The following is a 26145-nucleotide window of genomic DNA, read 5'->3' as shown; positions in this document are numbered from 1 at the left end:
TGGGGCTGAGAATAGCAAACCGGCGAGTATGCCAGTGCACAATCATTAATACATTAATAGAATGGTTTCTAGCCATTTCGTTGCAGCAACGCCCGGGCGCCCCTCGAAACGGCCATATCACCCTTTCAATTCAGCAGGCTGCGACATGATCACCCTCGAAAGCCCCACCTACTACTCGGCGACCAAGAAGTACAACCTGAGCTTCCCCACGCTGGAAAGCGACATCGAGGCCGATGTGGTGGTGATCGGTGGCGGCTTCTCTGGCATCAATACCGCACTGGAGCTGGCAGAAAACGGCGTGACCAATGTCGTCGTGCTCGAAGCCCGCTACCTGGGTTATGGCGGTACCGGGCGCAACGGCGGACAGATCATGGCAGGCATAGGCCACGACCTGGAGAAGATCCGCAGCAGTGTCGGCGACCAGGGTGTGAGGGACATTTTCGAGATCAGCGAACTGGGCGCCGGCATCATCAAGGCGCGCATCGCCCGCTACGCCATCGACGCCGACTTCTGCCACGGTTACGGGTACATGGGTTTCAACCGCCGCCAGGAACAGACCCTGCGCCAATGGGAAAAGGCATTCAAGGCGATCAACACACACGACGAAATCCGGTTTCTGGGCGGCAGTGAAGTGCGCCAGATCATCGGCAGCAATGCCTACAGCAGCGCCCTGCTGCACATGGGCGGTGGCCACGTACACTCACTCAACCTGCTGCTGGGCGAGGCACAGGCACTGGTCGGCCATGGTGCGCGCATCTTCGAACACAGCCCCGCTCTGGAAGTGACCTACGGCGAGCGCATCAAGGTGCGCACTGGCCGCGGCTCGGTACGCGCCAGCAAGCTGCTGTGGGCCTGCGACAGCTTCCTCAACAAGCTGGAGCCAGAACTGCACGCACGCACCATCAACACCTATGCCTTCCAGATGATGACCGAACCATTGGCGGACGAGCTGATCGAGCGCATCAGCCCGATTCGCGGAGCCTACAGCGATATTCGCCCGGTGATCGACTACTACCGGGTCACCCGCGAAAACCGGCTGCTGTTTGGCGCGGCCACGCCCTTTATCGAGCACTTCCCGCTGGACCTGAAGGCCTGGAACCGCGCCCTGATGCTGAAGATTTTCCCCTACCTGAAAGACGTGCGCATCGACCTGGCCTGGGGTGGCCCGATGGCCACCAGTGCCAACCTGTTCCCACAGATCGGCACCCTCAGCAACCGGCCCAATGCCTTCTATGTGCAGGGCTATTCGGGCTTTGGCGTCACGCCCAGCCACATCATTTGCAAAGTCCTCGCCGAGGGCATGCAGGAAGGATCGAAGCGCTATGACCTGGTCAGCGCGGTCAAGCATGCGCGCATCTTCGGCAAGGACCATTTCCGCCCGCTGCTGCTCACCGCCGGCAAGACCGTGCACCAGCTGTCGGGCTACTTCAACGGCCGTCGCTGAACCTTCTGACAGCGAGTTGTTCGTCAAGCATTACCTGGCGGTAACCTGAGCCCGATAGTCCTTGGGCGAGCGCTCGAACTGCTTCTTGAACGAACGGCTGAAATGCGCCGAGTCGGTAAACCCCCACTTGTAGGCGATCGAGGTAATCGACTCGCCCTTGAAGAACGGGTTGGCCAGGTCATCGGCGCTGCGCTTCAGCCGTGCCCGCTGAATGTAGCGGCATACGCTATCGCCCTCCTCCTCGAACAGCCGGTACAGGTGGCGAACCGAAATGTTCAGGCGCCCGGCCAGGCTGGAGGGAGTAAGCCCAGGCTGTGACAGCGACTCGTCGATCACCTGCTGCACGTAACCCCGCAGATTGGCGCCGCTCAAGGCCCCAAGATTACCCGGCGTTTCGCCATGGCGCTCGAAGCCTGGCTCCAGCAAGGCAACAAAAGCGGTCTGCAGCGCGTCACCCTGGGCACCATCACCGCTCACATTGCCGTCCTTGCACAGCTGGTCCATCAACACATGCAACATGCGCCCGCAGGCGTTGGTCGAGGAAATCTTGCCGAACATCGGGCCACTGCCCTGCACGTACTTGCGCACCTGCTCGCGTGACAGCGCCAACGAGACGTGCTCGATCAAGCCGCTGGGGGTGATCTCGCAACGCCCGACCGAATCCATCAGCAGCAACTCGCCCGGCGCCAGGCTGACCTGCATGCCGCCTTGGGACACGGTCGAGTGGCCCGCGCGCTGGCTCACCAGAAAGCAATGCTGGTCATCGTCGAGGGTGGGGTTTTCGCCCAGCCGGCGGATGTTGCCGGCGTTGGTGCGCAGGTTGGCCAGCGGCAAGCCGGCGCGGGAAAAGGTGGAAACCTCGCCAATGAACAGCGAGTGATTGGACGCAAGCTCCGTCTCGAAGCGGCCGCAGATCTGCTGCATGGCCGTGGTCCAGCGTTCCAGCCCCTGACGGTTGGATTGTTGAGTATGCATGGCTGCCCTCGACGCAGGATTTGTTGTTATGCGCACATTGTTAACATGTTATCTATGTGCGCACAACTGTCATCATTTGTCGGTAGACACAGCAAGGCGTATGCCAAGCGTCATCAAAGAGCGGGTAGCAAGGTGCTGAAATGGGCCAGGCTGGCCATCAGATGCGCCCGTTGTTGCGGGCTGATCGAAATGTAGCGGCGAAACGCAGGCATGCGGTTGACCACTTCGCTGCCCCCCATGTGCTCCAGCGTCAGCAGCCACTGGCCCTCGTGGCAGGCCAGGGTCAGGCGCTTGAAGTCCAGCGGCATCAGTGCCGCCCGCAATGCGTCATGCTGTTGCAGGCCATCACGCAGCCGGGTGAAGCGCGCCTGGTCGCCCTTGCGGTATACACAGGTGAGGCCCGTGCGGCGCAACGCACCGGCATGGCGCACTTCAAGGCTCACATCGCCCCCTTGCCGGGCAGCGACCTGCAACTGGAACTCGCAGGTGACGATGTGCATCAGCAAGTGTGCCTCGACACGCTCATGCACCTCGGCCCGCCAGCCTTGAGCCGGGTCTTGAAACACCCCGGCCGACGCGATGCCCTGCTGCCCTAGGTTGCGCGCCAGACACACCAACGTCGCCCCTGGGCGGTAGCCGGAAGGCGCCCGAGGCGCCAACAGCTGCTTACGCAAACTTTTGATCATGCACGACGTGCTCCACGGCATGGCCAGGCTCGGCGGCGAACTCCTTCTCAAGCACATCTTCCACCCGCGCCGGCTTGAACGGGTTGACCTTCTGCACGCACAGCGTCCAGAACAATGCGTAGGCCGCAGTCGCCCCCAGCATGATGGCAAACGGCACATAGACGTCGGCGGGGTTCATGCCTGGCGGCGTGATGAACGCCATGCCGATCAGAATGCCCGTGCTGGAGACGATTTGCGGCAGCGGGAACAACGGCGAGCGGTAGGCACGCGGCAGGTCCGGGCGGCGGATGCGCAGGATCACCACCGACAGCGTCACCAGCAGGTAGGCGGTGCTCCACGCACACACGGCGGCCAGCACCAGGTGCAGGATGTTGTCCGGGTTGCCGCCCAGGTACCACGCGTGCAGGCAAGGGATCAGCGCCACCACCAGGATGCACAGCAGCGGCGTCTTGAAGCGCGGGTGCAGGTAGGTGAATACCTTGGGCAGCGCGCCGTCGACCGCCATGCCATAGAGAATGCGCGGCACACCGGCCATCAGCGTGTTGATCGTCGCAGCGCCAGCAAACAGGAAACCAATGCCCAGCCACACCGGGCCGATATCACCCATCACCTGCTCGGCAAAGCGCGGGATGGCCATGGGCGTGTCCAGCAGGTGCACGCCGCTGGCGGCATCGAGCAGCACGTTTTCCACCTGGCGCTTCATCGCCGCACCGTAGATGAACATGCAGCTGGCCACGCCGAACAGCCCAAGTGCCATTGCACGCGGCAGCACCCAGGCCGAACGACGCAGCTCGGGCGCCAGAGGCGTGACGAACTCGCAACCGACGAACATGAACATGGCCATGCCGATCAGCGACAGGATGGTCATCAGGTCAGTGCCCACCAGCGATACGCCGAACGGGCCGTCCAGCTCCACTGCCGGTGCTGCGATCAGGCCCAGCACACCGAACACCATCAAGGTGGTCCACATACCGAAGGTGAGGACCACTTCTGCACGGCTGAAGGCGCTGACGCCAAAGGCATTGAGCACCGCGAACGCCAGCACGAAGCACACCCCCAGCAGCCACGATCCGCCGGCGGATTCTGCCAGGGTGTTGAGGTGTTCGAAGTTCACCAGCGCCATCACGCCCGAGAGGATGGTTTCGGCGGTACCGGCAAACACATGCACGATCAGGTAGGCCGACAGCGTGCCGGTGATGGCGAAGAAGCGGCCCAGGCCGCAGTTGATGTAGTCGTACACCGAGCCTGTAGTCGGCAAGATCGACGCGGCCTCGGCGAAGGTGGTGGACTGCGCCAGCATCATCAGCGCGGCAATGACCATGGCCACGGCAAAGGCGCTGCCGCCGATGCCAAAGCCCATGGTCGCGGTGAGAATCACCGGGCTGGCCATGATCAGCCCGACAGTGCTGGCCAGTGCGGTGGGGAAACCGACCGTACCGCGGTTGAGGTGCTCGGTGAGCTTGTTATTGAGTGACATCGTTGTGCCCCGGCTTGTTTTTGTGGCGTTGAACGAGTGATTACTCTGCGCTGTGGGTGGCATTGCGTCTTGCCAATGGCTGCCGCCGGGTTTGTTGCTGCCTGCCAGCACCTGGCAGCCACAGTCATGCCGCTGTCACGCTGGCACAAGAACCGCTCTCGCCCGCTCACTAAGCTGCAGGCTTTGGCTTCCTGCCCCCGGAGTTTGCATGAGCGACATTACCCTCCTTCCTGCCGTCACGGCATTCCTGGCCCGCGAGCATGGCGTGTTCATCCACGGTCAGCACCTCGCCAGCCAATCGTCCGCGAAAGTTGCCGTGATCAACCCGGCCAACGGCCAGACCATCGCCCACATCGCCGACGCCAACCAGGCCGATGTCGACCAGGCCGTCAGCTCGTCGCGCCAAGGCTTCACAACGTGGTCGCGCACCAGCCCAGCCGCCCGCGCCGCCGTACTGTTCAAACTGGCCGACCTGCTGGAAGCCAACCGTGAAGAACTGGCGCAGCTGGAAACCTTGCAGTCCGGCAAGCTCATCGGCATCTCCCGCGCCTTCGAAGTAGAGCAGGCGGCACACTTCCTGCGCTACTACGCCGGCTGGGCCACCAAGATCACCGGGCAAACCATCACCCCGTCGCTGCCCTCGTTTGCGGGTGAACGCTACAGCGCCTTTACCCTGCGCGAACCGATCGGCGTGGTGGTGGGCATCGTGCCGTGGAACTTCGCCACCATGATCGCCATCTGGAAGCTGGCCTCGGCGCTCACCACCGGCTGCAGCATCATCCTCAAACCCAGCGAGTTCACCCCGCTGACGTTGCTGCGTATTGCCGAACTGGCCACAGAAGCTGGCCTGCCGGCCGGGGCACTGAACGTGCTGACCGGTGGCGGCCTGGTGGGCAAGGCGCTGATCGAGCACGCGGGCACCGACAAGGTCTCGTTCACCGGCTCCGTGCCCACGGGTATCGCCGTCGGCCAGGCCGCCATGGGCGCCAAGCTGACCCGCGCGACGCTGGAACTGGGCGGCAAGAACGCAGTGGCCTTCTTGCCCGATGTGGCAACCGACAAGGCCGTTAACGGCATCATCGAAGCCGGCTTCCTGCATTCGGGGCAAATCTGCGCTGCGGGTGAGCGCTTCTACGTGCACCGCTCGCGCATCGACCCGCTGCTGGACGCCCTGTCCCAGCGCCTGGGCCAGCTGAAAATCGGCTCGCCGCTGGACGAAGCCACCCAGTTCGGCCCGGTGGCCAACAAACCGCACCAGCAGAAGCTGGCCGAACTGTTCGCCATCGCACGCGCCGAGGGTAGCCAGATCATCCATGGTGGCAAGGTAGGCGATGGCCCGGGCTGCTTCGTCGAACCCACGGTAATCCTCGCCAGGTCGGCCAGCGACACCCTGCTCAATCAGGAAACCTTCGGCCCGGTAGCCACCTTCCTGCCCTATGACGACGAAGACGAACTGCTGCACCTGATGAACGCCTCGCCCTACGGCCTCAGCGCCAGCCTGTGGACCAACGACCTGGCCAAGGCCATGCGCATGATCCCGGAAATCCAGGCCGGCACCCTCTGGGTGAACATGCACACTCTGCTCGACCCGGCGGTACCGTTTGGCGGCATCAAGGCATCCGGCATCGGCCGCGAGTTCGGCTCGGCGTTCATCGATGACTTCACCGAACTCAAATCGGTGATGATCCGCTACTGACCCACCCCTTGGCCAAGGCGTGCAAGCGCCTTGGCAGCCACGAACAAGACCCCGCCCCAGCGCACACGCCCTAATAGGCCATCGCCGCCAACCGCGATGGCCCCTCGCCAAGCCGAGGGTGCCCCCGAACAACAAAGGCCCCCGTGAAGCGGGCCGAGAACAATCGAGGGATGTGTAATGGTCAAACCGCAAACGCTGTCCACCCTGGCACTGGCCACCCTGCTGGCCAGCCAGGCCGCGCAGGCTGTTGAGTTGTACGCAGACGACGACAGCCACCTGAACGCCGACATGCTGGCGGTTTGGGGCATGTTCAACAGCCGCAAGAACTACGACGGCACCTCGGGGGGATCAACCTGGCGCGAGGGCTTCATCAAGTATGGCCTCAGCGGTGACCAGGGCCTGGCCGGCAACGGCACACTGTATGGCAGCCTGAACTGGGTAAGCTCGGCCACCTGGGACGATGGCGATGCAGCCGGCAACACCGACGGCTCCGAACGCACCACCAAGATCGAGGACGCCTTCCTCGGCTGGCGCTCGGCCGACCTGTTCCCCGTGCTGGGCAAGGATGGCGTGGATATTTCCGCCGGCCGCCAGACCATTCGCCTGGGCAGCGGCTTCCTGATCAACGATGACGGCCCGAACCTGGGCAATGGCGTGGCAGAGGGTGCGCTGGACCGTGGTGGTGCCTACTACCTCGCCGCCCGCCACGCCTTCGACCGCACGGCGATGCTGCGCCTGGGTGGCAGCGAAGGTTTGCACGGCAGCCTGCTGTGGCTGAAATCCGACAACCGCGCCCAGGCCGAAACCGAACTGGCCGCTGGCACACTGGACTACACCCATGCGCTGGGCACCGTGGGGTTGACCTGGATCCACGGCATCGACGTCGCCGACCAGTGGGCCAGCGACTTCCAGAAGGCCCGTGAAGGCATGGACGTGTACAGCGTGCGCGGCGAAGGCAGTGCCGGCATCGACAATGCCAGTTTCGCCTTCGAATACGCCTGGCAGGACAAGACCGACGGCCCAGAGCAAGCCTGGTACCTGCAGGCCGGCTACACCTTCGCCGACCTGCCCTGGGCCCCCTCGATCACCTACCGCTATACCCGCTACTCGGCTGGCTGGGACTCGCTGTTCAGCGGCTTGTCCAGCGGTTACGGCACCTGGTTCCAGGGTGAAGTCGCGGCCAACTATGCCGGCCCCTTCAACAGCAACACCGGCATCCACCATGTGGGCGTGAAGGCGACGCCGCTGGAAAACGTTACGGTCGGCGCCCTGTACTTCGACTTCGACACCGTGCGCACCCGCGACAGCCTCAACCTCGATGCCCGCGAGCTGGACCTGTACGTGGAATGGGCGGTCAACGAACACCTGATCATCAGCCCGCTGGTGGGCCTGTACCAACCACGCAAGGACGAGCGTAACGGTGGCAACCAGGTGGGGGGAAATGGCACCAATGTGTACAGCCAGTTGACCGTGGCCGTGCCGTTCTGAAGCCACCTTTGAAACTGGCAGGATCCCTGTGGGAGCGGGCATGCCCGCGAAGCAGGCGACTCGGTGTATGGCACCGGCTTTGCCGGTGTTCGCGGGCATGCCCGCTCCCACAGAGGTGGGTGACTGGCCCACAGATGGGTTTGACCTTGCCTGGCCTGGCGAATAATATTCGCCAACCTACCGACCGGTAGGCGAAAAATCAACCAGAGAAAACCATGCAAGCAGATCCCTCCCCCCCAATACGCTTCAGCTTCGCCCTGGGCCTCGGCCTGGTCGGCGCCCTCGGCCCTTCCGCTGTCGACATGTACCTGTCGAGCCTGCCGGAAATCGCCAGCCACTATCAGGCAAGCTTCACCCGTGTGCAGCTGACGCTCACCTTCTTCCTGCTGGCCATGGGCGCCGGCCAGTTGATCTTCGGCCCCATCGTCGACGCCTATGGCCGGCGAAAACCGCTGCTGGCCGGCCTGCTGCTGTTCATCCTCTGTTCGCTCGGCGCAGCCGCAGCCCCCAGCCTCGATACCCTGATTGCGCTGCGCTTCTTCCAGGGCCTGGGCAGCGCACTGACCCTGGTGGTGATCATGAGCATGGTCCGTGACGTGAGCCAAGGCGTTGCCGCGACCAAGCTGTTCGCCTTGCTGATGACCATCGAAGGCGTGGCACCGATCCTGGCACCTGCCTTGGGCGGCGTGATCGATGCGCACTTCGGCTGGCGGGCAGTGATGCTGGTACTTGCCGGCATGGGCCTGGCGGTGCTGGTCAACAGCTTGCTGAACCTGCCGGAAACCCTGCCCGTCAGCAAACGTGCCCCCCTGCACCTCGGCCACGCCTGCCGCACCTACCTGGCCATCCTCGCCGACCGCCGCTTCCTGCGCCCGACCCTGGCCGTGGCTGCCGTGTTCTTCTTCCTGTTCGCCTACATCGGCGGCGCCACACTGGTGTACCAGGCCCACTACGGCCTGAGCGCCCAGGCCTTTGGCCTGTTGTTCGGTGCCACCGGGGTGTCGATCCTGTTCGGCGCCATGGCCGCAAGCCGCCTGATCGGCCGCCTGGGCCTGAACAACCTCACCCGCCTGGGCGTGCTGTGCATGGCTGGCGGCGCCTGCATCAGCCTGCTCGGTGCGCTCACTGGCCTGGGGCTACCGGGAGTGGCTGGCGGCATGGTGGTGGCGCTGTTCGGTTTAGGTATCGCCGAGTCGACGCTGATGTCATTGGTCATGGCTTCGCAAGACAAGGCTTTGGGCTCCACCGCAGCCCTGCTGGGCGCCATCCAGCTGTCGGTGTCGGCCAGCGCTGCCCCGCTGGCCGCCGTGGTACTCGGCCACGGTCCCACCGCATGGGCCGCGCTGCTCGCCCTGTGCACCCTGGTGGTGTGCCTGCTGACGGCCTTCAGCTTGCGCGACACCCCCGCCAGCTTCTCGCTCGCTGGCCATTGAAGCCCTGGCACTGACGGTCAACTCGGCTGGCAGGCAGGCACAAGACGACCTACCAGTCGTTAGCGAAACTGGCTGCCACGTCACCAACAATAAATCCGACGGCAGCCAGCCCCGCGAGACCCGCCATGACCCCCGATACCAGAATTGATTTCATCTACCTGTCCGAACAGGACATGATCCGCGCCGGCGTGACCGACATGCCCGCCTGCGTCGACACCATGGAAGAAATGTTCGGCCTGCTGTACCAGGGCGACTACCGCATGGCCGGCCCGAACAGCGACTCGCACGGCGCGATGATCACTTTCCCCGAGCACTCGCCGTTCCCCACCATGCCCAAGCCCACCGCCGACCGGCGCATGATGGCGATGCCGGCGTACCTGGGCGGCAACTTCCAGACCGCAGGTGCCAAGTGGTACGGCTCGAACATCGCCAACCGCGAAAAGGGCCTGCCGCGCTCGATCCTGATGTTCACCCTCAACGATGCCGACACCGGCGCTCCGCTGGCGCACATGTCGGCCAACCTGCTGTCGGCCTACCGCACCGGCGCCATCCCGGGTGTGGGCGCACGCCACCTGGCACGCAAGGACGCCAAGGTCATCGGCCTGGCCGGCCCGGGCGTGATGGGCAAGACCACGGTCGCCGCGTTCATGGCCGTCTGCCCGCTGATCGACACTCTCAAGCTCAAGGGCCGCGGCCAGAAGAACCTGGATGCCTTCGTTGCCTGGGTCAAAGCCACTTTCCCGCAAATCACGACGATCCAGGTGGTTGAAACCCTGGAAGACGTGGTACGCGGCTCCGACCTGGTCAGCTACTGCAGTTCGGGCGAAGTCGGTGACCCCAGCCAGTACCCGCTGGTACGCCGTGAGTGGGTCAAGCCCGGCGCGTTCCTGGCCATGCCGGCGCCGTGCAGCATCGACGCCGGCATGGAGCAGGACGACGTGCGCAAGGTGGTGGACAACACCGGCCTGTACGAAGCCTGGTTCGCCGAGTTGCCCAAGCCCGCACACAACCACGTACCGCTGGTTGGCGTGCGCTTCATGGACATGATTGCCGAAGGCAAGCTGGCCGCCGAGCAGGTGGAGGACATCGGCAAGATCATCAGCGGCGATGCACCAGGGCGCCTGCACGACGACGAAATCATCCTGATGTCGGTCGGCGGCATGCCCGTCGAGGACGTGGCCTGGGGCACCGTGGTGTACCGCAAGGCGCTCGAACAAGGCATCGGCGTAAAGCTCAACCTCTGGGAAACCCCCGTTCTCAGCTGATCCCTCCACTACCGGATAACAAGGCAAAGCCCATGACACAGATCACCAAACTGAAAACCGGCTCCAAATTCGAAGACATGGCCAGCTACTCCCGCCTGGTGGCGGTGGACAACTGGATTCACGTCTCCAACACCGCCGGGCGCAACCCGCAGACCCAGGTCATCCCGGAGGATGTGATCGAGCAGACCCACCAGGTGTTCGCCAACATCGAAACCGCCCTGGCCGCGGTCGATGCCAGCCTGGCCGACGTCATCAACTCACGCGTGTTCATCCAGGACCCGGCCGATGTGCCACGGGTAATGGACGTGATCGGTGAGAAGTTCCGAGGTATCGACCCGGCCACCACGGTCACCTGCCCGCCTCTTGGCTCGACCGTGTACAAGGTCGAGCTGGAAGTCACGGCCTATCGCGGCGCGGGGCAAGCACACGTGACCATGATCCGCCTTGGCCAGTAAAGGCTCTGACTGCCCCTGAGCACTCCCCTGTCTGACCTGTATCGAGTAAAGCCATGTCTCCCACGATCGCCCCTGTGCAAACCAGCGCCCGACACCCCGACGCCACCACCGTGGTCATCATCGGTGGCGGCATCATCGGCCTCACCGCCGCATTGACCCTCGCCGAACGCAACATCCCGGTGGTGGTGCTGGAAAAGGGGCGCATCGCTGGCGAACAGTCGTCCCGCAACCTGGGCTGGGTGCGCAAGACCAACCGCCACGCCCACGACATCCCCCTGGCGCTGGCGGCCGACCGGCTGTGGGCCGAAATGCCGGCACGGGTGGGCAGCGACGTCGGCTATCGCCAGGCCGGCATCATGTTCATCGGCCGCAACGACACGCAGATGGGCATGCATGAAGGCTGGCTGAAAAGCGTCAAAGCACTGGGCCTGGACTCGCGCTTGCTGAGCGCGCGTGAAATTGCCCAGATGGTGCCGGGTGGCCGGGCAGACTGGGCGGGCGGCATCTTTACCCCGTCGGACGCACGCGCCGAACCCACCCTGGCCGCCAGCGCCATTGCCCGTGCGGCAATGGCCAAGGGCGCGGTGGTGGTAGAGCACTGCGCAGTGCGCACCCTGGTCACCGCTGCTGGCCGAGTCAGCGGCGTGGTCACCGAGCAGGGCGAAATCCGCTGCGACCAGGTGTTGCTGGCCGGGGGCCTGTGGTCACGCAAGTTCCTCGGCAACCTGGGCATCAACCTGCCAACCTTGCCGCTGACCTGCTCCGTGCTGCGCACCGAGCCCATGGACGGGCCCACCGACATCGCCGTCGGTGCACCGGACTTTTCCTTCCGCAAGCACAAGGACGGCGGCTACATCATCACCCAGCGCGGCGCGCTGGATGCCTTCCTGACCCTGGACCACTTGCTGCTGGGCAAGCGTTACCTGCCCCAGTTGCGTGCCCAGCGGGACTTCCTGCGCATCAGCTTTGGCAAGTACTTCTTCAAGGATCTGGCCCTGGCCCGGCGCTGGAAAGCCACCGATGTCACCCCCTTCGAGCGCATACGGGTACAAGACCCGCACGCCAACCCGGCACTCAACGACGAAGCCATGCGCAACCTCAAGGCGGCCTGGCCCGTGTTCGAACAGGCCCGTATCGCCAGCGCCTGGGCTGGGACCATCGACGTCACCCCCGACTCCAACCCGGTGATCGGCCCGGTGGCCAGTCTTCCGGGCCTGACCCTGGCCACCGGTTTTTCCGGGCATGGCTTCGGCACCTCGCCTGCGGCCGGCCAGCTGGCAGCGGACCTGGTATCCCAGGCCACTCCGCTGATCGACCCCGCCCCTTACCGCTTCGAACGCTTCGCCTGACACCTGCGGGAACGGGCTCATCTGCAGCAGCCGTTCCCGACTATCCAGTTTACGCATAGTTGCATCCCAGTCCTTGGGGCCGATTGCCCATGGCGCCGGTGCTATATTCGGGGCCTCAGACAAGTGGTCCATGTCCCGAACAGGAGCAAGCGTGAATTCTTTCACCTACACCATCAGCCCGGACGTTTTTGCCGATCATCCGCACTACCTGCGCGGAGTGCTCGTCTTCAAGCACCTGGACAACAGCCAAACCCACGAAGCACTGACTGCCCAGCTCCGGCAGGCCGAAAACCAGCTGCGCCAGCGCATTACCGGCAACCCGGCCGAATACCCCAATATTGCCGCCTGGCGTGACGCCTACCGCCAGTTCGGCGCCAAGCCTTCAGAGCACCGTAGCTCGATCGAGGCCCTGGGCCGGCGCGTGCTCAAACCCGACAACCTGCCCGACATCAACCCCTTGGTCGATATCGGTAACCTGGTGTCCCTGCGTCACGTGCTGCCAGCCGGCGTCCACCCGGTAGGCCCTCAGTCGAAGCGCCTGGCGTTGCGCAAGACTCAAGCCGATGACCGCTTCCTCGCCACACCCGGTGAGGAACCAGAAGCCATCCAGCCGGGCGAAATCGTGCTGGCTGCAGACAGCCGCGTACTGACCCGCCGCTGGACCTGGCGACAGGCCGGTGATACCCGCACCCTCGCCGATACCGATTGCGTGTTTTTCGACATCGATGGCCTGCCTCCGGTATCGCGGGAAACCGTCAACGCCGCAATGGCCGATATCGTCGAGCTGGTGACCACCTACTGCGGCGGCCAATGCGTCGGGCAAGCGATCCTCGATGTCAAACAGCCCACCTTCACAGTCAGTCTTGGCTGAGCCCGCCAATGAACAGTGCCTTCAGCAACCTGAGCATTTCGCAACTGACGGCACTGTTGACCATCCTGGAACTGCGCAACCTCAGCCAGGCCGCCCTCCGTCTGGGCACCAGCCAGTCGGGCGTCAGCCGCCACCTGGCCCAGTTGCGCGACGCCTTCGCCGACCCGCTGATGATCCGCCAGCAACGCGAATATGTGCTGACCGAACGCGGTGAAGCCTTGGTGGAGCCAGTGCGCACCCTGCTGGAAAGGCTTCAGGAAATGAGCCGGCCCACCACCTTCACCCCGCAGGCCTGCAACCGACGCTTTCGCCTGGCCGGTTCCGACTACGTTGCCCAACACATCCTGCCAGGGTTGCTTGAGCACCTGGCAACAGTCGCGCCACAGGCCGACGTGGATTTTCGCCTGTGGCAACCCGACCGTTTCGACTGGCTGGCCACAGGTGAACTGGACATCGCCGTCAGCATGCTGCAGGACACGCCGGCGGCCTATCACGGCAGAATCATTGGTGAAGACCGGGCCGTTTGCTGCATGCGCGCCAACCACCCACTGGCCACGCGAACGGCACTGGGTATCGACGATTACCTGGCATGGAGCCATGTGAAGATCACCACTGGCGGAGACAAAGATGGCTTCCTCGACGCCTACCTGCGCAGGCACAGCCTGCAGCGCAACCTGAAACTTTGCGTACCGTTCTACTCCGCAGCCCTGGCCGTGCTTGGGACCAGTGACATGCTGCTGATGCTGCCCGAACACATTGCCCGAAAATGGTCAGCACAAGACGCTGTCTGCTACCGCCCACTCGACTTCATCGAACACCAGTTCCGTTATTGGGTGGTATGGCACAGCCGCACGCACAGCTCGCCGGAACAAGCGTGGTTCCGTCGCCTGGTGCACACACATTGCCAGCAGTCGCAGTCGTTGCGCCCTGACAACAGCCACTATCCAGTCTCTGCATAATTCACTTTCAGAAACCGGAATTCACATTAAGCCGATAACTGTTAACTTGTTAATCAACGCGGTGGCACGTTAAACACACGACACCTCGCCTAACAATAATATCGCGCGCAAGCCCCTATTATTCTGCCAAATCATTCTAGTGCGCGAGAAGGCATTCGCGCACCTGAAACAATCGAGAATAAAACGATGAGCAGAACAGAAAGTACCGAACCTACATTCGAGCGAAATCTTTCAAACCGACATATACAAATGATCGGCCTGGGCGGGGCCATCGGCACTGGCCTCTTCCTTGGCAGTGCGGGGGTTATCAAGTCTGCTGGCCCAAGCCTGCTGGTGGGTTACATGATCGCCGGCCTTATTGCATTCCTTATCATGCGCCAACTTGGCGAAATGCTGGTTGATGAACCGGTTTCCGGCTCCCTCAGTCATTTCGGCAATAAATACGGCGGTGGTTTCATGGGCTACCTCACCGGCTGGAACTATACCGTCACTTACTTCCTGGTCGGCATGGCCGAACTTACCGCACTGGGCAAATACATGCAGTTTTGGTGGCCCGAACTTCCCACGTGGGCAACCGCCGGTTTTTTCCTGCTGCTGATCAGTGGCATCAATACCCTCAACGTGAAAATCTACGGCGAGTCGGAGTTCTGGTTCGCCATCATCAAGGTCGGCGCTGTACTGCTGATGATCGTGATGGGCGCCTGGTTCCTCTTCGGCCCACATACGCCACCCCAGGCAACCATCGCCAACCTGTGGAGCCACGGCGGCTTCATGCCCAATGGCTGGCAGGGCTTGATCATGGCGCTGCCACTAATCATGTTCGCCTTTGGCGGCCTGGAGTTCATCGGCTTTACCGCTGGGGAGGCGCGCGAGCCGGGCAAAACCATCCCGCGTGCGATCAATGCCGTGCTCTATCGCATCGGCCTGTTCTACGTCCTGGCCTTGGCAGTGCTGCTGGCGCTCACCCCGTGGGACAACCTGGTCGCATCGCTGAGCGCGGCGGGAGACCCCTATAGCGCCAGCCCGTTCGTCAAGATACTGAGCTTGCTCAAGGTGGATTACGCCGCCCATGCGCTGAACTTCGTCGTGGTTACCGCTGCCCTTTCGGTCTACAACGCAGTGGTGTACTGCAACTCCCGCCAGTTGCACGCCATGGCACGACAAGGCCATGCACCACGTGCCCTGGTCAAGCTGAGTGATCGGCGCATCCCCATCAATGCCCTGCTGCTCACCGGCCTGGTGACAGCGGCTGCGGTGGTGCTCAACTACCTGTCCCCCGATGGCGCCCTGGAAACCCTGATGTCGCTGGTAGTGGCGACCACCATGATGAACTGGGCGCTGACCAGCGTCATCCACCTGAAATTCCGCAAGGCCAAACGCGAGGCCGGGCAACCGACCGCCTATCACTCGCCGCTGTACCCGCTGACCAACTACCTGTGCATCGCCTTCATTGCCGGCCTGTTGCTGATCATCGCCTTCATTCCGGGCATGCGCATTTCCGTCCTGCTCATCCCCTGCTGGCTGTTGGTCATGGCCATCACGTATCAAAAAGTCAAAAACAGCCCCGCTGCCATTCACCCCGTTTCCAGCAACGCCTGAAAGGTACCCCAATGAAAAACCACCCAACACCCGTGCAGACGCTGACCGGTGGCGATGCCCTCGTCGCCAGCCTGAAAGCCCACAACGTCGACACCGTGTTCGCCCTGCCCGGTGCGCAAATCTATGGCCTGACCGACGCCTTGGCCCGCAACAGCGACAGCTTGCGTATCTTCGGTGCACGTCATGAGCAAACCAGCGCCTATATGGCCTTCGGTTATGCCCGCTCCTCCGGGCGCCCCGGTGTGTTCGCTGTGGTACCCGGCCCTGGCATCCTCAACGCCAGCGCGGCGATGCTCACTGCGCACGGCTGCAATGCCCCGGTGCTGGCACTGACCGGCGACGTGATGAGCCCGTTCAAGGACCGTGGCCGCGGTCAGTTGCATGAACTGCCACGGCAACTGGAAGTGCTGCAAGGCATCGGCAAATGGGCTGCACATATCGAACAACCTGCCGAGGCGTCCTGGCGCGTTGCCGAAGCATTCCAGCACATGCAATCGGGGCGGCCTGGTGTGGTCTCACTGCAAGCGTCGTGGGACTTCTTCACCCGTCCTGCTGCGGTGCAGATTCAGCCGCCGCTGGCCCTGCAGCCAACCCCGCCGGTGGACAGCGATGCAGTGAGCGTGGCGGCAAAGCTGCTGAGCCAGGCCGCCAACCCGATGATCTTCGTAGGCTCCGGTGCGCTGGACGCGAGCGCCGAGGTCAACCAGTTAGCCGAGGTGCTGGGCGCGCCAGTGGTCAGCTTCCGTGGCGGGCGCGGCGTAGTGGCCGATGACCATCCGCTGGGTTTCACCGTGGCGGCTGGCGCGCGGCTGTGGCCAAAGACCGATGTCGCCGTCGTCATCGGCTCACGCTTCGAGCTGCTGGATATTCGCTGGCGCCATCGCCCGGCCGGGCTGAAGCTGATCCGGATCGACATCGACCCGGCAGAAGTGCGGCGCATACCGGCGGATGTCAACCTGGTGGCCGATGCCGCCGAAGCCTCTGCCGCGCTGGCCGAAGCCGTGCTCAAGCAGGGCGCGCCCAAGCTTCGTGACGCCGAACTGGCCGAAGCCAAGGCGGCTGCGGAGCAGGCTATCCAGTGTGTGCAACCGCAACTGGACTACCTGCGGGTGATTCGCGATGTACTGCCACGCGATGGCTTCTTCGTCGAGGAAATTTCCCAAGTCGGTTTCACCTCGATCTTCGGTTTCCCGGTATACAAGCCACGCACCCTCGTTACCTCGGGCCATCAGGGCACCCTGGGCTTCGGTTTCCCGACGGCATTGGGCGTGAAGGCAGCCCACCCGGACAAGGCGGTGGTGTCGATCTGCGGAGACGGCGGTTTCATGTTCGCCGCCCAGGAACTGGCCACAGCCGTGCAGTACCAGCTCAACCTGGTCACCATCGTGTTCAACAACAACGCCTTTGGCAACGTGTACCGCGACCAGCAGGAAAGTTTCGGCGGGCGCTTGTTGGGCTCCGAGCTGGTCAACCCGGACTTCATCAAGTTTGCCGAGTCGTTCGGCGTCGAGGCGCACCGAGTTGACAGCCCCGCCCGCCTGCGGCCGGTGCTGGAACGCGCCTTCGCCGCCGACAAGCCCGTGCTGATCGAGGTCAGTGTGCCACGCGGCAGCGACAGCAGCCCCTGGCAGTTCCTGCACCCCACTTTCTCCAACTGATTACCGAGGTAACCCCGATGTTCGAACAGGTCGAAGCCTACCCGGGCGACCCCATTCTGTCGTTGATGGATGATTTCCACGCCGATGTACGTGCCGAGAAGGTCAACCTCAGCATTGGCTTTTATTACGACGAAGCCGGGCAAGTGCCCGTGCTCGATACCGTGCAGGCCGCCAAGGCGAAACTCGATGCCCAGCCCCCGTCGGCCAACCTGTACCTGCCCATGGATGGCCATCCGGCATTTCGCAGCGCGGTGCAGGCCTACTTGTTCGGTGAACTCGACCGGCAAACCAGCGAGCGCATCGTTACCCTGCAGTCGGTAGGCGGCTCCGGGGCCCTGCGGGTGGGGGCCGACTTCCTCAAGCGTTACTACCCACAATCACAGGTGTGGGTCAGTGACCCGACTTGGGACAACCATCTGGCCATCTTCAGCGGTGCCGGGTTTACCGTAAAACGTTACCCCTATCTGGATGAAACCGGCAGCAACGTGGCGTTCGAGCGCCTGCTGGCCTGCTTCGAGCAATTGCCCGCGCACGCGATCGTGCTGCTGCATGCCTGTTGCCACAATCCGACGGGGATCGACCTGTCGCCCGAGCAGTGGGATACGGTATTCGAGCTGTGCCGCCAGCGTCGTCTGATCCCCTTCCTGGATGCCGCTTACCTGGGCATGGGCGACGGTGTCGAAGCGGATGCCTATGCCATCCGTGCTCTGGCCAAGGCGGGCATTACCGGGCTGGTCGCCAACTCGTTCTCCAAGGTGTTCTCGCTGTACGGCGAACGCGTGGGGTCGTTATCGGTGATCTGTGAGCACGCGGCCATCGCCACGCGTGTTGCCGGGCAACTGAAAGGCACCGTACGCACCAACTACTCCAACCCGCCACGGCACGGCGCCGAACTGGTGGTGACAATTCTCAGTGACGACGGCCTTCAGCGCGCCTGGCGTGCAGAGCTGGAGACCATGCGCACTCGCATGATCGCCATGCGCCAAGCACTGCATGACCGGATCAAGGCGCTGAACCCCGAGCAGGAAGTAAGCTACCTGCTGCAACAGAAAGGGATGTTCAGCTACACCGGCCTCAGTGCGCAGGCCGTTGACCGCATTCGCGAACAACATGCGGTGTACCTGATACGCAGTGGGCGCATCTGCATTGCCGGCCTTAACCAGGGCAACCTCGACGCCGTGGCCAGCGCCGTGGCCAGCGCCTTGGCCAGCACCAGGTAACTGCGCGCCCACAGAAGCAGCGCATATCGGTAGAGAGAACGCAAACAGCCCCGCTGCACGAGTGGGGCCGTTTGCAACAGCGGCCACACGTAACGATGGCAACGGCGATTTCGCAAACGCCATGACTGGCCAAGAAAGGATTTCCCCCGACAAGCTGTTGCGAATTTACTTACAGTGAAATACTGTATGTGCATACAGCAAAACAAGGAAATGCCTGTGTCCAGCACCGCCTCCGCCACCCCGAGCAGCTATGAACAGCTGGGTGTACGCATCCAGAAGATCATCAACAGCCCTACCGCCCAGCGCAGCCGAGCGGCGCTGATCTTCCGCCTGGAACAGGAAAGCCCGGAAGACTGGGAAACCTTGCTTGAGGAGATCGCAGAAAACGACAACGTCACCCTCGCTCACCGCGACGACGGTGGCGTACAGGTTTTCTGGACCGTACCGAAGGAAGACTGACCCCGCATGAGAGTTTCGTTTTTTGCCGCAGCCTGCCTGTTACTGACCGCTCCACTTGCCCAAGCCGATGCCCCACGCACCTTTCAGGAGGCCAAGAAGGTCGCCTGGAAGCTGTATGCGCCGCAATCGACCGAGTTTTATTGCGGCTGCAAATACAAAGGCAACAAGGTCGACCTGGCGTCCTGCGGCTATGCCCCGCGCAAGAACGCCCAGCGCGCGTCACGTATCGAGTGGGAGCACATCGTGCCCGCCTGGCAGATCGGCCATCAGCGCCAGTGCTGGCAGGACGGCGGGCGCAAGCAGTGCTCGCAGCATGATGAGGTGTACAAACGTGCCGAGGCTGACCTGCACAACCTTGTACCGAGCATCGGCGAGGTCAATGGCGACCGCAGCAACTTCAGTTTTGGCTGGCTGCCGGAGCAACGCGGCCAGTATGGCAGTTGCCTGACCCAGGTCGACTTCAAAGCCAGGAAGGTCATGCCACGCCCCTCGATACGCGGCATGATCGCCCGCACCTACTTCTACATGAGCAAGCAGTACAACCTGCGCTTGTCCCGGCAGGACCGCCAGTTGTTCGAGGCCTGGAACAAGACCTATCCGCCGCAGGCATGGGAGCGGCAACGCAACCAGCAGGTGGCTTGCGTGATGGGCCGGGGGAATGAGTTTGTCGGGCCGGTGAACCTCAAGGCCTGCGGCTGAGCCTCAGGCCAACGCCTGCAAATAGGCGCTGGCTTCCCGGTAGCGGGCCAACCGCGCCAGGTCGGCGGGGCCAGGGCAAGGAATGCGCGAAATGTCGCTGTTATCGGCCAGATCGGCCAGTTTGACGGTTCGCGCCAGCGGGTCATCGCCCAGACGCACCACGAAGTCCTGGTAAGCCTCACCCTCGCGGCGACTGAGCGCCAGCAAGGCTGCAAGGATTTTAAGCGCGAAACCCTCGCGCGCCAGGTCGGACAGGGTCAGCGGGGTGTCCTCGATCACATCGTGAAGTACTGCGACAATCCGTTGTTCGGGTGTGGACACCCGCATCATCACGCGTAGCGGGTGGAGGATATAAGCTGCCCCACCCTTGTCGTATTGCCCTTCATGCGCCCTGGCGGCCACGGCAATGGCCCGCTCCAGTGTAGACATGAGGCCCCTCCCCGTTCGGCATCGTCCCTCCAAGCATAGCCAAACTTGTGTGAACATTGTCTAGCGCAGGGTTAACTGTGCCTTGCGGGGCTGACAGGAGCGGTTAGCGTGTGGCCCCGTGCTGGATAACCACCGAATCGGTGCCCAGCTTGGCCATCACTTCATCTCTGCGCGCTTGTGCTTCTTCGCGGGTAGGGAATGGCCCCATCAGCACCACTGGCTTGCCGTCGCGGTATTCCACCGAAGACGGGATGCCCTTTTCGATAAGCCGTGCGGTCATGTCGCTCAGCGCGCCCATGTTGGCACCCTGAACCACCTCCACATCCCAGCCCTCGGGTGCCGGTTGGTCTGCCAGCGCCTCGGCACGGCGCTGCAGGTCGGCACCGCCGCACATCTCGCGGATGCGCAGGTTGTTGCCGGTGTCGTCGACGATGATGTCGTACTGGCCATCGCGCTTGATCGCCACGTAGCTGCGGTAGGCTTCGTACTGCCCGGCATCATCCTTGCCACGGACCTGGCCGCAGATGGTGCCCTGGGTGTCGATCCGTACGTTGCCGAACTTGGCGGTTTTGGGGTTGTGCAGGTGTTCGGCCACCTGCTTGTGCACGCCTTCGACCTCGTTCTCACAGCCCGCCAGGGCGAGCACTGCCATTACCACAGCCAGTTTGCGCACGCGTGTACCTCCAGATTCGAAGGGGCGGATTCTAGCACGCCGACCTCGGTCCCGAACCGCGACCAAACGTTACACGCTGCTTCACGCGCACATGCAAAAAGGGCGATCATTTCTGATCGCCCTTTTCGGATTTGGTAGGCACAATTGGACTCGAACCAACGACCCCCACCATGTCAAGGTGGTGCTCTAACCAACTGAGCTATGTGCCTGTCGTGTGGTGCGCATATTAGTGATCGAATGCACACCTGTAAAGCTTTTTTTTGAGAAAAATCAAAAACTTTCGAATGTAAGCGCTTCGCGCCCACGCAACGGTTTGCAGCACCCGAAACCGGGCAATGAAAAAAGGGGTGACCCTTGCGGATCACCCCTTCTTCGATTTGGTAGGCACAATTGGACTCGAACCAACGACCCCCACCATGTCAAGGTGGTGCTCTAACCAACTGAGCTATGTGCCTGTCGTGTGGTGCGCATTCTACGCATTCCTAAAACCCTGTCAACACTTTTTTTCGCGCTAAGCTACTGAATCTTAAACTCTTTATAGATAGAAGGGCTGTCAGGTACCCCGTAAAGGATTTTCATCAGACGACTAGCGGGTGTTTATTATTATTGATAGCATCGGTACATTCGTTAAAAATATAAAACACGAGGTTCCTGCAGCATGGCTAACACCCCCTACCCCCAGTCCTACTACGCCGCCTCGGCCAACCCGGTGCCGCCACGTCCGGCGCTGCAGGGTGAGGTGGAAACCGATGTGTGCATCATCGGCGCCGGCTACACCGGCCTGTCCAGCGCCCTGTTCCTGCTGGAAAACGGCTTCAAGGTAAGCATCGTCGAAGCGGCCAAGGTCGGCTTCGGCGCGTCGGGCCGCAACGGCGGCCAGATCGTCAACAGCTACAGCCGCGATATCGACGTCATCGAACGCACCGTTGGCCCCAAGCAGGCGCAACTGCTGGGCCACATGGCCTTCGAAGGCGGCCGCATCATTCGTGAGCGCGTGGCCAAGTACAACATTCAGTGCGACCTGAAAGACGGTGGTGTGTTCGCCGCCCTCACCAGCAAGCAGATGGGCCACCTGGAGTCGCAAAAGCGCCTGTGGGAACGTTTCGGCCACAACCAGCTGGAGCTGATGGACCAGAAGCGCATCCGCGAAGTGGTCGCCTGCGACAGCTATATCGGCGGCATGCTGGACATGAGCGGCGGCCACATCCACCCGCTCAACCTGGCCTTGGGCGAAGCCGCTGCGGTCGAATCGCTGGGCGGCATCATCTATGAGCAAACCCCGGCGGTGCGCATCGAGCGCGGTGCCAACCCGGTCGTACACACGCCACAAGGTAAAGTGCGCGCCAAGTTCATCATCGTCGCCGGCAACGCCTACCTGGGCAACCTGGTACCGGAACTGGCCGCCAAGTCCATGCCGTGTGGTACCCAGGTGATCACCACCGAGCCGCTGGGTGACGAACTGGCACGCACCCTGCTGCCGCAGGACTACTGCGTCGAAGACTGCAACTACCTGCTCGACTACTACCGCCTCACCAGCGACAAGCGCCTGATCTTCGGCGGCGGCGTGGTGTACGGCGCGCGTGACCCGGCCAACATCGAGGCGATCATCCGTCCGAAGATGCTCAAGGCCTTCCCGCAGCTGAAGAACGTGAAGATCGACTACGCCTGGACCGGCAACTTCCTGCTGACCCTGTCGCGCCTGCCGCAGGTTGGCCGTATCGGCGACAACATCTACTACTCCCAGGGCTGCTCGGGCCACGGCGTAACCTACACCCACCTGGCAGGCAAGGTGCTGGCCGAGGCCCTGCGTGGCCAGGCTGAGCGTTTCGACGCCTTCGCCGGCCTGCCGCACTACCCGTTCCCAGGTGGCCAGATGCTGCGCGTGCCGTTCAGCGCCATCGGTGCCTGGTACTACAGCCTGCGCGATCGTCTGGGCTTCTGATCTAAGCAGGCCAGGCCCTATCGCCGGCAAGCCAGCTCCCACAGGTACAACACAGGTTTCGAATCCTGTGCTGTACCTGTGGGAGCTGGCTTGCCGGCGATAGGGCCAACACAGGAAAAGTTACTTGTTCAGGCTACTCACAGCCTGCTTCGCCGCAACTTCCTGCCCCGCCCGCGCCAGCTCATCCGCCGCCTGCAGCCAGCGCTGACGATCCACCTGTGCCGGCAACTGCCTCGGCGGCTGTACCAGCACTGCCCAACTTCCCTGCTTCGCCCACGCCGAGGCAAAGTCATCGAACGCCATCACCTGCCGCCGGTGCATGCCCGAGCGCAACAGCACCCGTTGCTTGTAGCGGTCATAACCGATCAGCACCGCATAACGCGGCTCGCCCCACCACGCCGAACCGTCCTCATAACGCAGCAGCACCGGGTTGCCAGCCGCCACCTGGGCCAGCAGCGCGTCCAGCTGCTTGTCCAGCGGGTACACCACCATGCCGTAGTCCCGCGCCACACGAGGAATGCCGGTGTCCAGCGCTTCGGCGCCCTGAGGCAGGTTCAACGGTTTGTCCAGCAGCCCCGGGGTGATGGGCGCGCCCTGCTGCGACAGCACGGCCGCCAGGGCCATGGCGCCACTGTGGTTGGCGTTGCCACGGTAGAACGGCACGCTGCTGATCTCGACACGCTGCGGCAGGCCCTTGAGGTTGGCGGGCGGTGCACTGGCACAGCCGGCCAGGCTGGCCGCAATCAGGCAGGCAGCCAGCAGCCGACGGGGGACGGTTTTGAAGGAATGTTGCTGCATGGACGCTCGCTTGTTTCAACGCCAGGCAGGCAGCGCCTGGCTCTGGCCAACGATCATAGGTCCCACAGCGGCGCGGGTATAGTCCGACAGCGGCTTAGAGCAAATCGGACCCAGAGATAGACCTTTGTTCGATGGAACGTCACAGGCGAAGGGCTAGACTAAAGCAGTGTCTGGAAGGCAAGCGCTGGCTGACCGTGCGCTGCCCTTGGAGATGGAGGCACAGATGAGCCTGACCATGGCAATCCTCATGCTGGTGGGCATGTGGCTGAGCGTCGCAGCCGCCATGCTGTGGGGTGTACTGCGTATCGTGCGGCGTCATTCCCACCACCACCTGCCACCGCAGGCACCCGCCAGGCCGCAGCCTGTGCGCCGGGCACGGCGGCATGCCGGGGTGCACTAAGCTTTCAGAAACCGCGAACGGGGCGCAAAGCGCCCCGTCTTTTTATCAACCTTCAGCCGCCTCACGCTTCAATCGCGCCCTGCGAGCCAGGATGTTGAGGATCTCGATCGCGGTCGAGAATGCCATGGCCGCATACACATACCCCTTCGGCACATGGGCACCAAAGCCTTCGGCGATCAGTGTCATGCCGATCATGATCAGGAAGCCCAGAGCCAGCATGACCACCGTCGGGTTGTCATTGATGAAGTTGGCCAGCGGGTCGGCGGCCACCATCATCACGATTACAGCCGTGATCACGGCAATGATCATGATCGGCAAGTGCTCGGTCATGCCCACGGCGGTGATGATGCTGTCCACCGAGAAGACGATGTCCAGCAGCAAAATCTGGAAGATCGCCGCCGCAAAGCCCAAGGTAACCGTCGACGACACCTTGGCTTCTTCCTTGGCGCCGTGCGGGTCGACGTTTTCGTGAATCTCCTTGGTCGCCTTCCACAGCAGGAACAGGCCACCGGCAATCAGGATCACGTCCTTCCACGAGAAGGCGTTGCCGAACACTTCGAACACCGGGTCGGTCAGCTGAACGATCCAGGCCACCGTGCTGAGCAAGGCCAGGCGCATGACCAATGCCATGCTGATACCAATGCGTCGCGCCTTGGACCGGTATTCCACCGGCAGCTTGTTGGTCAGGATGGAAATGAAGATCAGGTTGTCGATGCCCAGTACAACTTCCATGGCCACCAGCGTAGCCAGGGCAACCCAGGCGGTGGGGCTAGCGGCGAGTTCCAGCAAGTATTCCATTGTTCAAATCCTGCAGCGGCGGGTTGGGGTCAGATTTCCTGAGTGTCTTTTTTCTTGTCGGCATCTTCAGGCTTGTGCCCTTCTTTGCCGATGGCCTCACTCAAGGCCTGCTGGGCGGCCTTGTTGGTGTCGTCGATCGCCTGCTTGGCCGACTGCGCCGCCTGATCGAGCATCTGCTGGGCAGATTTCTCGGCCTGGTCGCAACCCGCGAGCGTGAACAGGGCCAACGCCAGCACCAACGGGGTGCCAATGGATTTGAGTTGTAGCATGGTGTCCTCGCATGAAATATCCCGGCGGCGCATGGCGCCTGATGCCGTGCATTCTAGAGACGCCAATAGTTCAGGAAAATTCGTATTTTCATGGCGTATACTTCGGTTTTTACGAATCGGGGCGACCGACGGTGCTCAACTATCGCCAACTGCATTACTTCTGGGCCGTGGCCAAGACGGGCAGCATCACCCGCGCCAGCGAACAGCTCAACCTCACACCACAAACCATCAGCGGGCAGATCAGCCTGTTCGAGCAAACCTATGGCCTGGAGCTGTTCCAGCGCGCAGGCCGGCAGCTGGAGCTGACCGAGACAGGCCGCCAGGCGCTGGTCTATGCCGAGCAGATGTTCCAGCTCGGCGGTGAGCTGGAAGCCATGCTGCGCGCCGGCCCGCAAGAGCAGATCCTGTTCCGCGTGGGGGTGGCCGACGTGGTGCCCAAATCCATCGTCTACCGCCTGCTGGCGCCGACCATGGAGCTGGATGAGGTGCTACGCATCAACTGCCGCGAAGACAAACTCGAGCGGTTGCTGGCAGACCTGGCCATCCAGCGCCTGGACCTGGTGATTTCCGACAGCCCCATGCCCAGCCACCTGGACATCAAAGGCTACAGCCAGAAACTGGGCGAATGCGGGCTGAGCTTCTTCGCCACCCCGACGCTGGCACAACGGCTGGACGGCCCCTTCCCGGCTTGCCTGCAGGATGCACCGCTGCTTGTTCCCGGCCAGGAGACCGTGGTGCGCAGCCGCCTGCTGCGCTGGCTAGGCGAGCAACAGGTGCAGCCACGGATCGTGGGCGAGTTCGATGACAGTGCCTTGATGCAGGCGTTCGGGCAGTCAGGCAGCGGCATTTTCGTCGCCCCCAGCGTGATTACCGACGAAGTGTGCCGCCAGTATGGCGTGGAACTGATCGGGCAGACCGAGGCCGTGCATGAGTCGTTCTATGCCATTTCGGTGGAACGCAAGGTCAAGCACCCGGGGATCGTGGCGATTACCGAAGGCGCACGGCGGGAGTTGTTTCACTGGTGACGTTGGCCCCTGCGACGACACAGCCGAGGCTGCGCCGCCGCGCTCTGTGCTAAAGTCGCGCCCTTTCACAATAATGAG

At 62.8% G+C, this 26145-nt stretch carries 25 protein-coding genes and 2 tRNA genes; 17 read left to right on the top strand and 10 right to left on the bottom strand.

What is annotated here, in order from left to right; translation table 11 throughout:
* Positions 1–145 precede the first annotated feature (145 nt).
* Entirely contained in the window at positions 146–1444 is a 1299-nt protein-coding gene (locus N436_RS08195; RefSeq protein ID WP_110740771.1) for an FAD-binding oxidoreductase, read from the top strand.
* A 30-nt stretch (positions 1445–1474) separates the two neighbouring features.
* Here the strand turns inward: N436_RS08195 and feaR are convergent, their stop codons facing one another.
* From feaR to N436_RS08180, 3 genes are all read right to left on the bottom strand, one after another.
* A complete protein-coding gene (gene feaR, locus N436_RS08190) occupies positions 1475–2419 on the bottom strand; it encodes a transcriptional regulator FeaR (protein ID WP_025752803.1) in 945 nt (314 codons plus the stop codon).
* A gap of 113 nt (positions 2420–2532) precedes the next feature.
* On the bottom strand, positions 2533–3105 hold the full coding sequence (locus N436_RS08185) for a DUF3156 family protein (protein WP_105946701.1): 573 nt from the start codon (positions 3103–3105) through the stop codon (positions 2533–2535).
* Positions 3086–4582 carry an APC family permease gene (locus N436_RS08180; RefSeq protein WP_110740770.1) on the bottom strand — a complete coding sequence of 499 codons (1497 nt, stop codon included), beginning with the start codon at positions 4580–4582 and terminating at the stop codon, positions 3086–3088. The genes N436_RS08185 and N436_RS08180 overlap by 20 nt, the downstream gene beginning before the upstream one ends.
* A gap of 208 nt (positions 4583–4790) precedes the next feature.
* Here N436_RS08180 and N436_RS08175 point away from each other — a divergent pair, with 208 nt between their 5' ends.
* The 13 genes from N436_RS08175 to N436_RS08115 all read left to right on the top strand — a co-directional run bounded on the left by N436_RS08175 (position 4791) and on the right by N436_RS08115 (position 19733).
* Positions 4791–6278, top strand: coding sequence for an aldehyde dehydrogenase family protein (locus N436_RS08175; RefSeq protein ID WP_110740769.1), 1488 nt, complete (start codon positions 4791–4793; stop codon positions 6276–6278).
* Positions 6279–6455: 177 nt separating this feature from the next.
* Positions 6456–7766: a hypothetical protein gene (locus N436_RS08170; protein WP_110740768.1), complete on the top strand. Its 1311-nt coding sequence runs from the start codon at positions 6456–6458 to the stop codon at positions 7764–7766.
* Between the two features lie 215 nt (positions 7767–7981).
* On the top strand, positions 7982–9199 hold the full coding sequence (locus tag N436_RS08165) for a multidrug effflux MFS transporter (protein ID WP_110740767.1): 1218 nt from the start codon (positions 7982–7984) through the stop codon (positions 9197–9199).
* A gap of 125 nt (positions 9200–9324) precedes the next feature.
* Complete coding sequence (locus N436_RS08160) at positions 9325–10464, top strand: tyramine oxidase subunit B (RefSeq protein ID WP_110740766.1); 1140 nt, start codon at positions 9325–9327, stop codon at positions 10462–10464.
* A 32-nt stretch (positions 10465–10496) separates the two neighbouring features.
* Positions 10497–10919, top strand: coding sequence for a RidA family protein (locus N436_RS08155; RefSeq protein WP_110740765.1), 423 nt, complete (start codon positions 10497–10499; stop codon positions 10917–10919).
* 53 nt (positions 10920–10972) lie between these two features.
* Positions 10973–12268, top strand: a complete 1296-nt coding sequence (locus N436_RS08150) for an FAD-binding oxidoreductase (protein ID WP_110740764.1) — start codon at positions 10973–10975, stop codon at positions 12266–12268.
* A 151-nt stretch (positions 12269–12419) separates the two neighbouring features.
* Positions 12420–13139, top strand: coding sequence for a B3/4 domain-containing protein (locus N436_RS08145; RefSeq protein ID WP_158261457.1), 720 nt, complete (start codon positions 12420–12422; stop codon positions 13137–13139).
* Between the two features lie 8 nt (positions 13140–13147).
* Positions 13148–14098 (top strand): LysR family transcriptional regulator, encoded by a 951-nt coding sequence (locus N436_RS08140; RefSeq protein ID WP_105946693.1) that lies wholly within the window; start codon positions 13148–13150, stop codon positions 14096–14098.
* 186 nt (positions 14099–14284) lie between these two features.
* On the top strand, positions 14285–15697 hold the full coding sequence (locus tag N436_RS08135; RefSeq protein WP_110740763.1) for an amino acid permease: 1413 nt from the start codon (positions 14285–14287) through the stop codon (positions 15695–15697).
* 11 nt (positions 15698–15708) lie between these two features.
* Complete coding sequence (locus tag N436_RS08130) at positions 15709–17355, top strand: thiamine pyrophosphate-dependent enzyme (protein ID WP_218277644.1); 1647 nt, start codon at positions 15709–15711, stop codon at positions 17353–17355.
* Between the two features lie 17 nt (positions 17356–17372).
* Complete coding sequence (locus tag N436_RS08125) at positions 17373–18575, top strand: amino acid aminotransferase (RefSeq protein WP_110740762.1); 1203 nt, start codon at positions 17373–17375, stop codon at positions 18573–18575.
* Between the two features lie 216 nt (positions 18576–18791).
* Positions 18792–19034, top strand: a complete 243-nt coding sequence (locus N436_RS08120; protein ID WP_016711353.1) for a DUF1654 domain-containing protein — start codon at positions 18792–18794, stop codon at positions 19032–19034.
* 6 nt (positions 19035–19040) lie between these two features.
* Complete coding sequence (locus N436_RS08115; protein WP_105946690.1) at positions 19041–19733, top strand: endonuclease; 693 nt, start codon at positions 19041–19043, stop codon at positions 19731–19733.
* A gap of 3 nt (positions 19734–19736) precedes the next feature.
* Here N436_RS08115 and N436_RS08110 read toward each other — a convergent pair whose 3' ends face one another.
* The 4 genes from N436_RS08110 to N436_RS08095 all read right to left on the bottom strand — a co-directional run bounded on the left by N436_RS08110 (position 19737) and on the right by N436_RS08095 (position 21290).
* Positions 19737–20162: a GTP diphosphokinase gene (locus N436_RS08110; protein ID WP_019096842.1), complete on the bottom strand. Its 426-nt coding sequence runs from the start codon at positions 20160–20162 to the stop codon at positions 19737–19739.
* A gap of 103 nt (positions 20163–20265) precedes the next feature.
* Positions 20266–20835 (bottom strand): SPOR domain-containing protein, encoded by a 570-nt coding sequence (locus N436_RS08105; RefSeq protein WP_016711406.1) that lies wholly within the window; start codon positions 20833–20835, stop codon positions 20266–20268.
* 132 nt (positions 20836–20967) lie between these two features.
* Positions 20968–21044 (bottom strand) — tRNA-Val (locus N436_RS08100).
* A gap of 169 nt (positions 21045–21213) precedes the next feature.
* Positions 21214–21290, bottom strand: a tRNA-Val gene (locus N436_RS08095).
* A 203-nt stretch (positions 21291–21493) separates the two neighbouring features.
* On the opposite strand from N436_RS08095, the gene N436_RS08090 reads away from it, so the two are divergent.
* Positions 21494–22777 carry an FAD-binding oxidoreductase gene (locus N436_RS08090; RefSeq protein ID WP_060497609.1) on the top strand — a complete coding sequence of 428 codons (1284 nt, stop codon included), beginning with the start codon at positions 21494–21496 and terminating at the stop codon, positions 22775–22777.
* A 120-nt stretch (positions 22778–22897) separates the two neighbouring features.
* Here N436_RS08090 and N436_RS08080 read toward each other — a convergent pair whose 3' ends face one another.
* Positions 22898–23575, bottom strand: coding sequence for a peptidase C39 family protein (locus tag N436_RS08080; protein WP_110740761.1), 678 nt, complete (start codon positions 23573–23575; stop codon positions 22898–22900).
* Between the two features lie 223 nt (positions 23576–23798).
* Here N436_RS08080 and N436_RS28550 point away from each other — a divergent pair, with 223 nt between their 5' ends.
* The gene (locus N436_RS28550) at positions 23799–23975 is read left to right on the top strand and encodes a hypothetical protein (protein WP_164524771.1); all 177 of its coding nucleotides are present in this window, start codon (positions 23799–23801) and stop codon (positions 23973–23975) included.
* Between the two features lie 45 nt (positions 23976–24020).
* Here N436_RS28550 and N436_RS08075 read toward each other — a convergent pair whose 3' ends face one another.
* Positions 24021–24773 carry a TerC family protein gene (locus N436_RS08075; protein WP_019096844.1) on the bottom strand — a complete coding sequence of 251 codons (753 nt, stop codon included), beginning with the start codon at positions 24771–24773 and terminating at the stop codon, positions 24021–24023.
* Positions 24774–24802: 29 nt separating this feature from the next.
* Positions 24803–25042 (bottom strand): hypothetical protein, encoded by a 240-nt coding sequence (locus N436_RS08070; RefSeq protein ID WP_105946687.1) that lies wholly within the window; start codon positions 25040–25042, stop codon positions 24803–24805.
* A gap of 131 nt (positions 25043–25173) precedes the next feature.
* Between N436_RS08070 and nhaR the strand changes: the two genes are divergently transcribed.
* Positions 25174–26067, top strand: a complete 894-nt coding sequence (nhaR, locus tag N436_RS08065; protein ID WP_019096846.1) for a transcriptional activator NhaR — start codon at positions 25174–25176, stop codon at positions 26065–26067.
* Positions 26068–26145 lie beyond the last annotated feature (78 nt).

The organism is Pseudomonas sp. RV120224-01b, from assembly GCF_003208145.1.
Taxonomy (GTDB): Bacteria; Pseudomonadota; Gammaproteobacteria; order Pseudomonadales; family Pseudomonadaceae; genus Aquipseudomonas; species Aquipseudomonas monteilii.
This window is presented reverse-complemented; position numbering and strand designations above follow the sequence as displayed.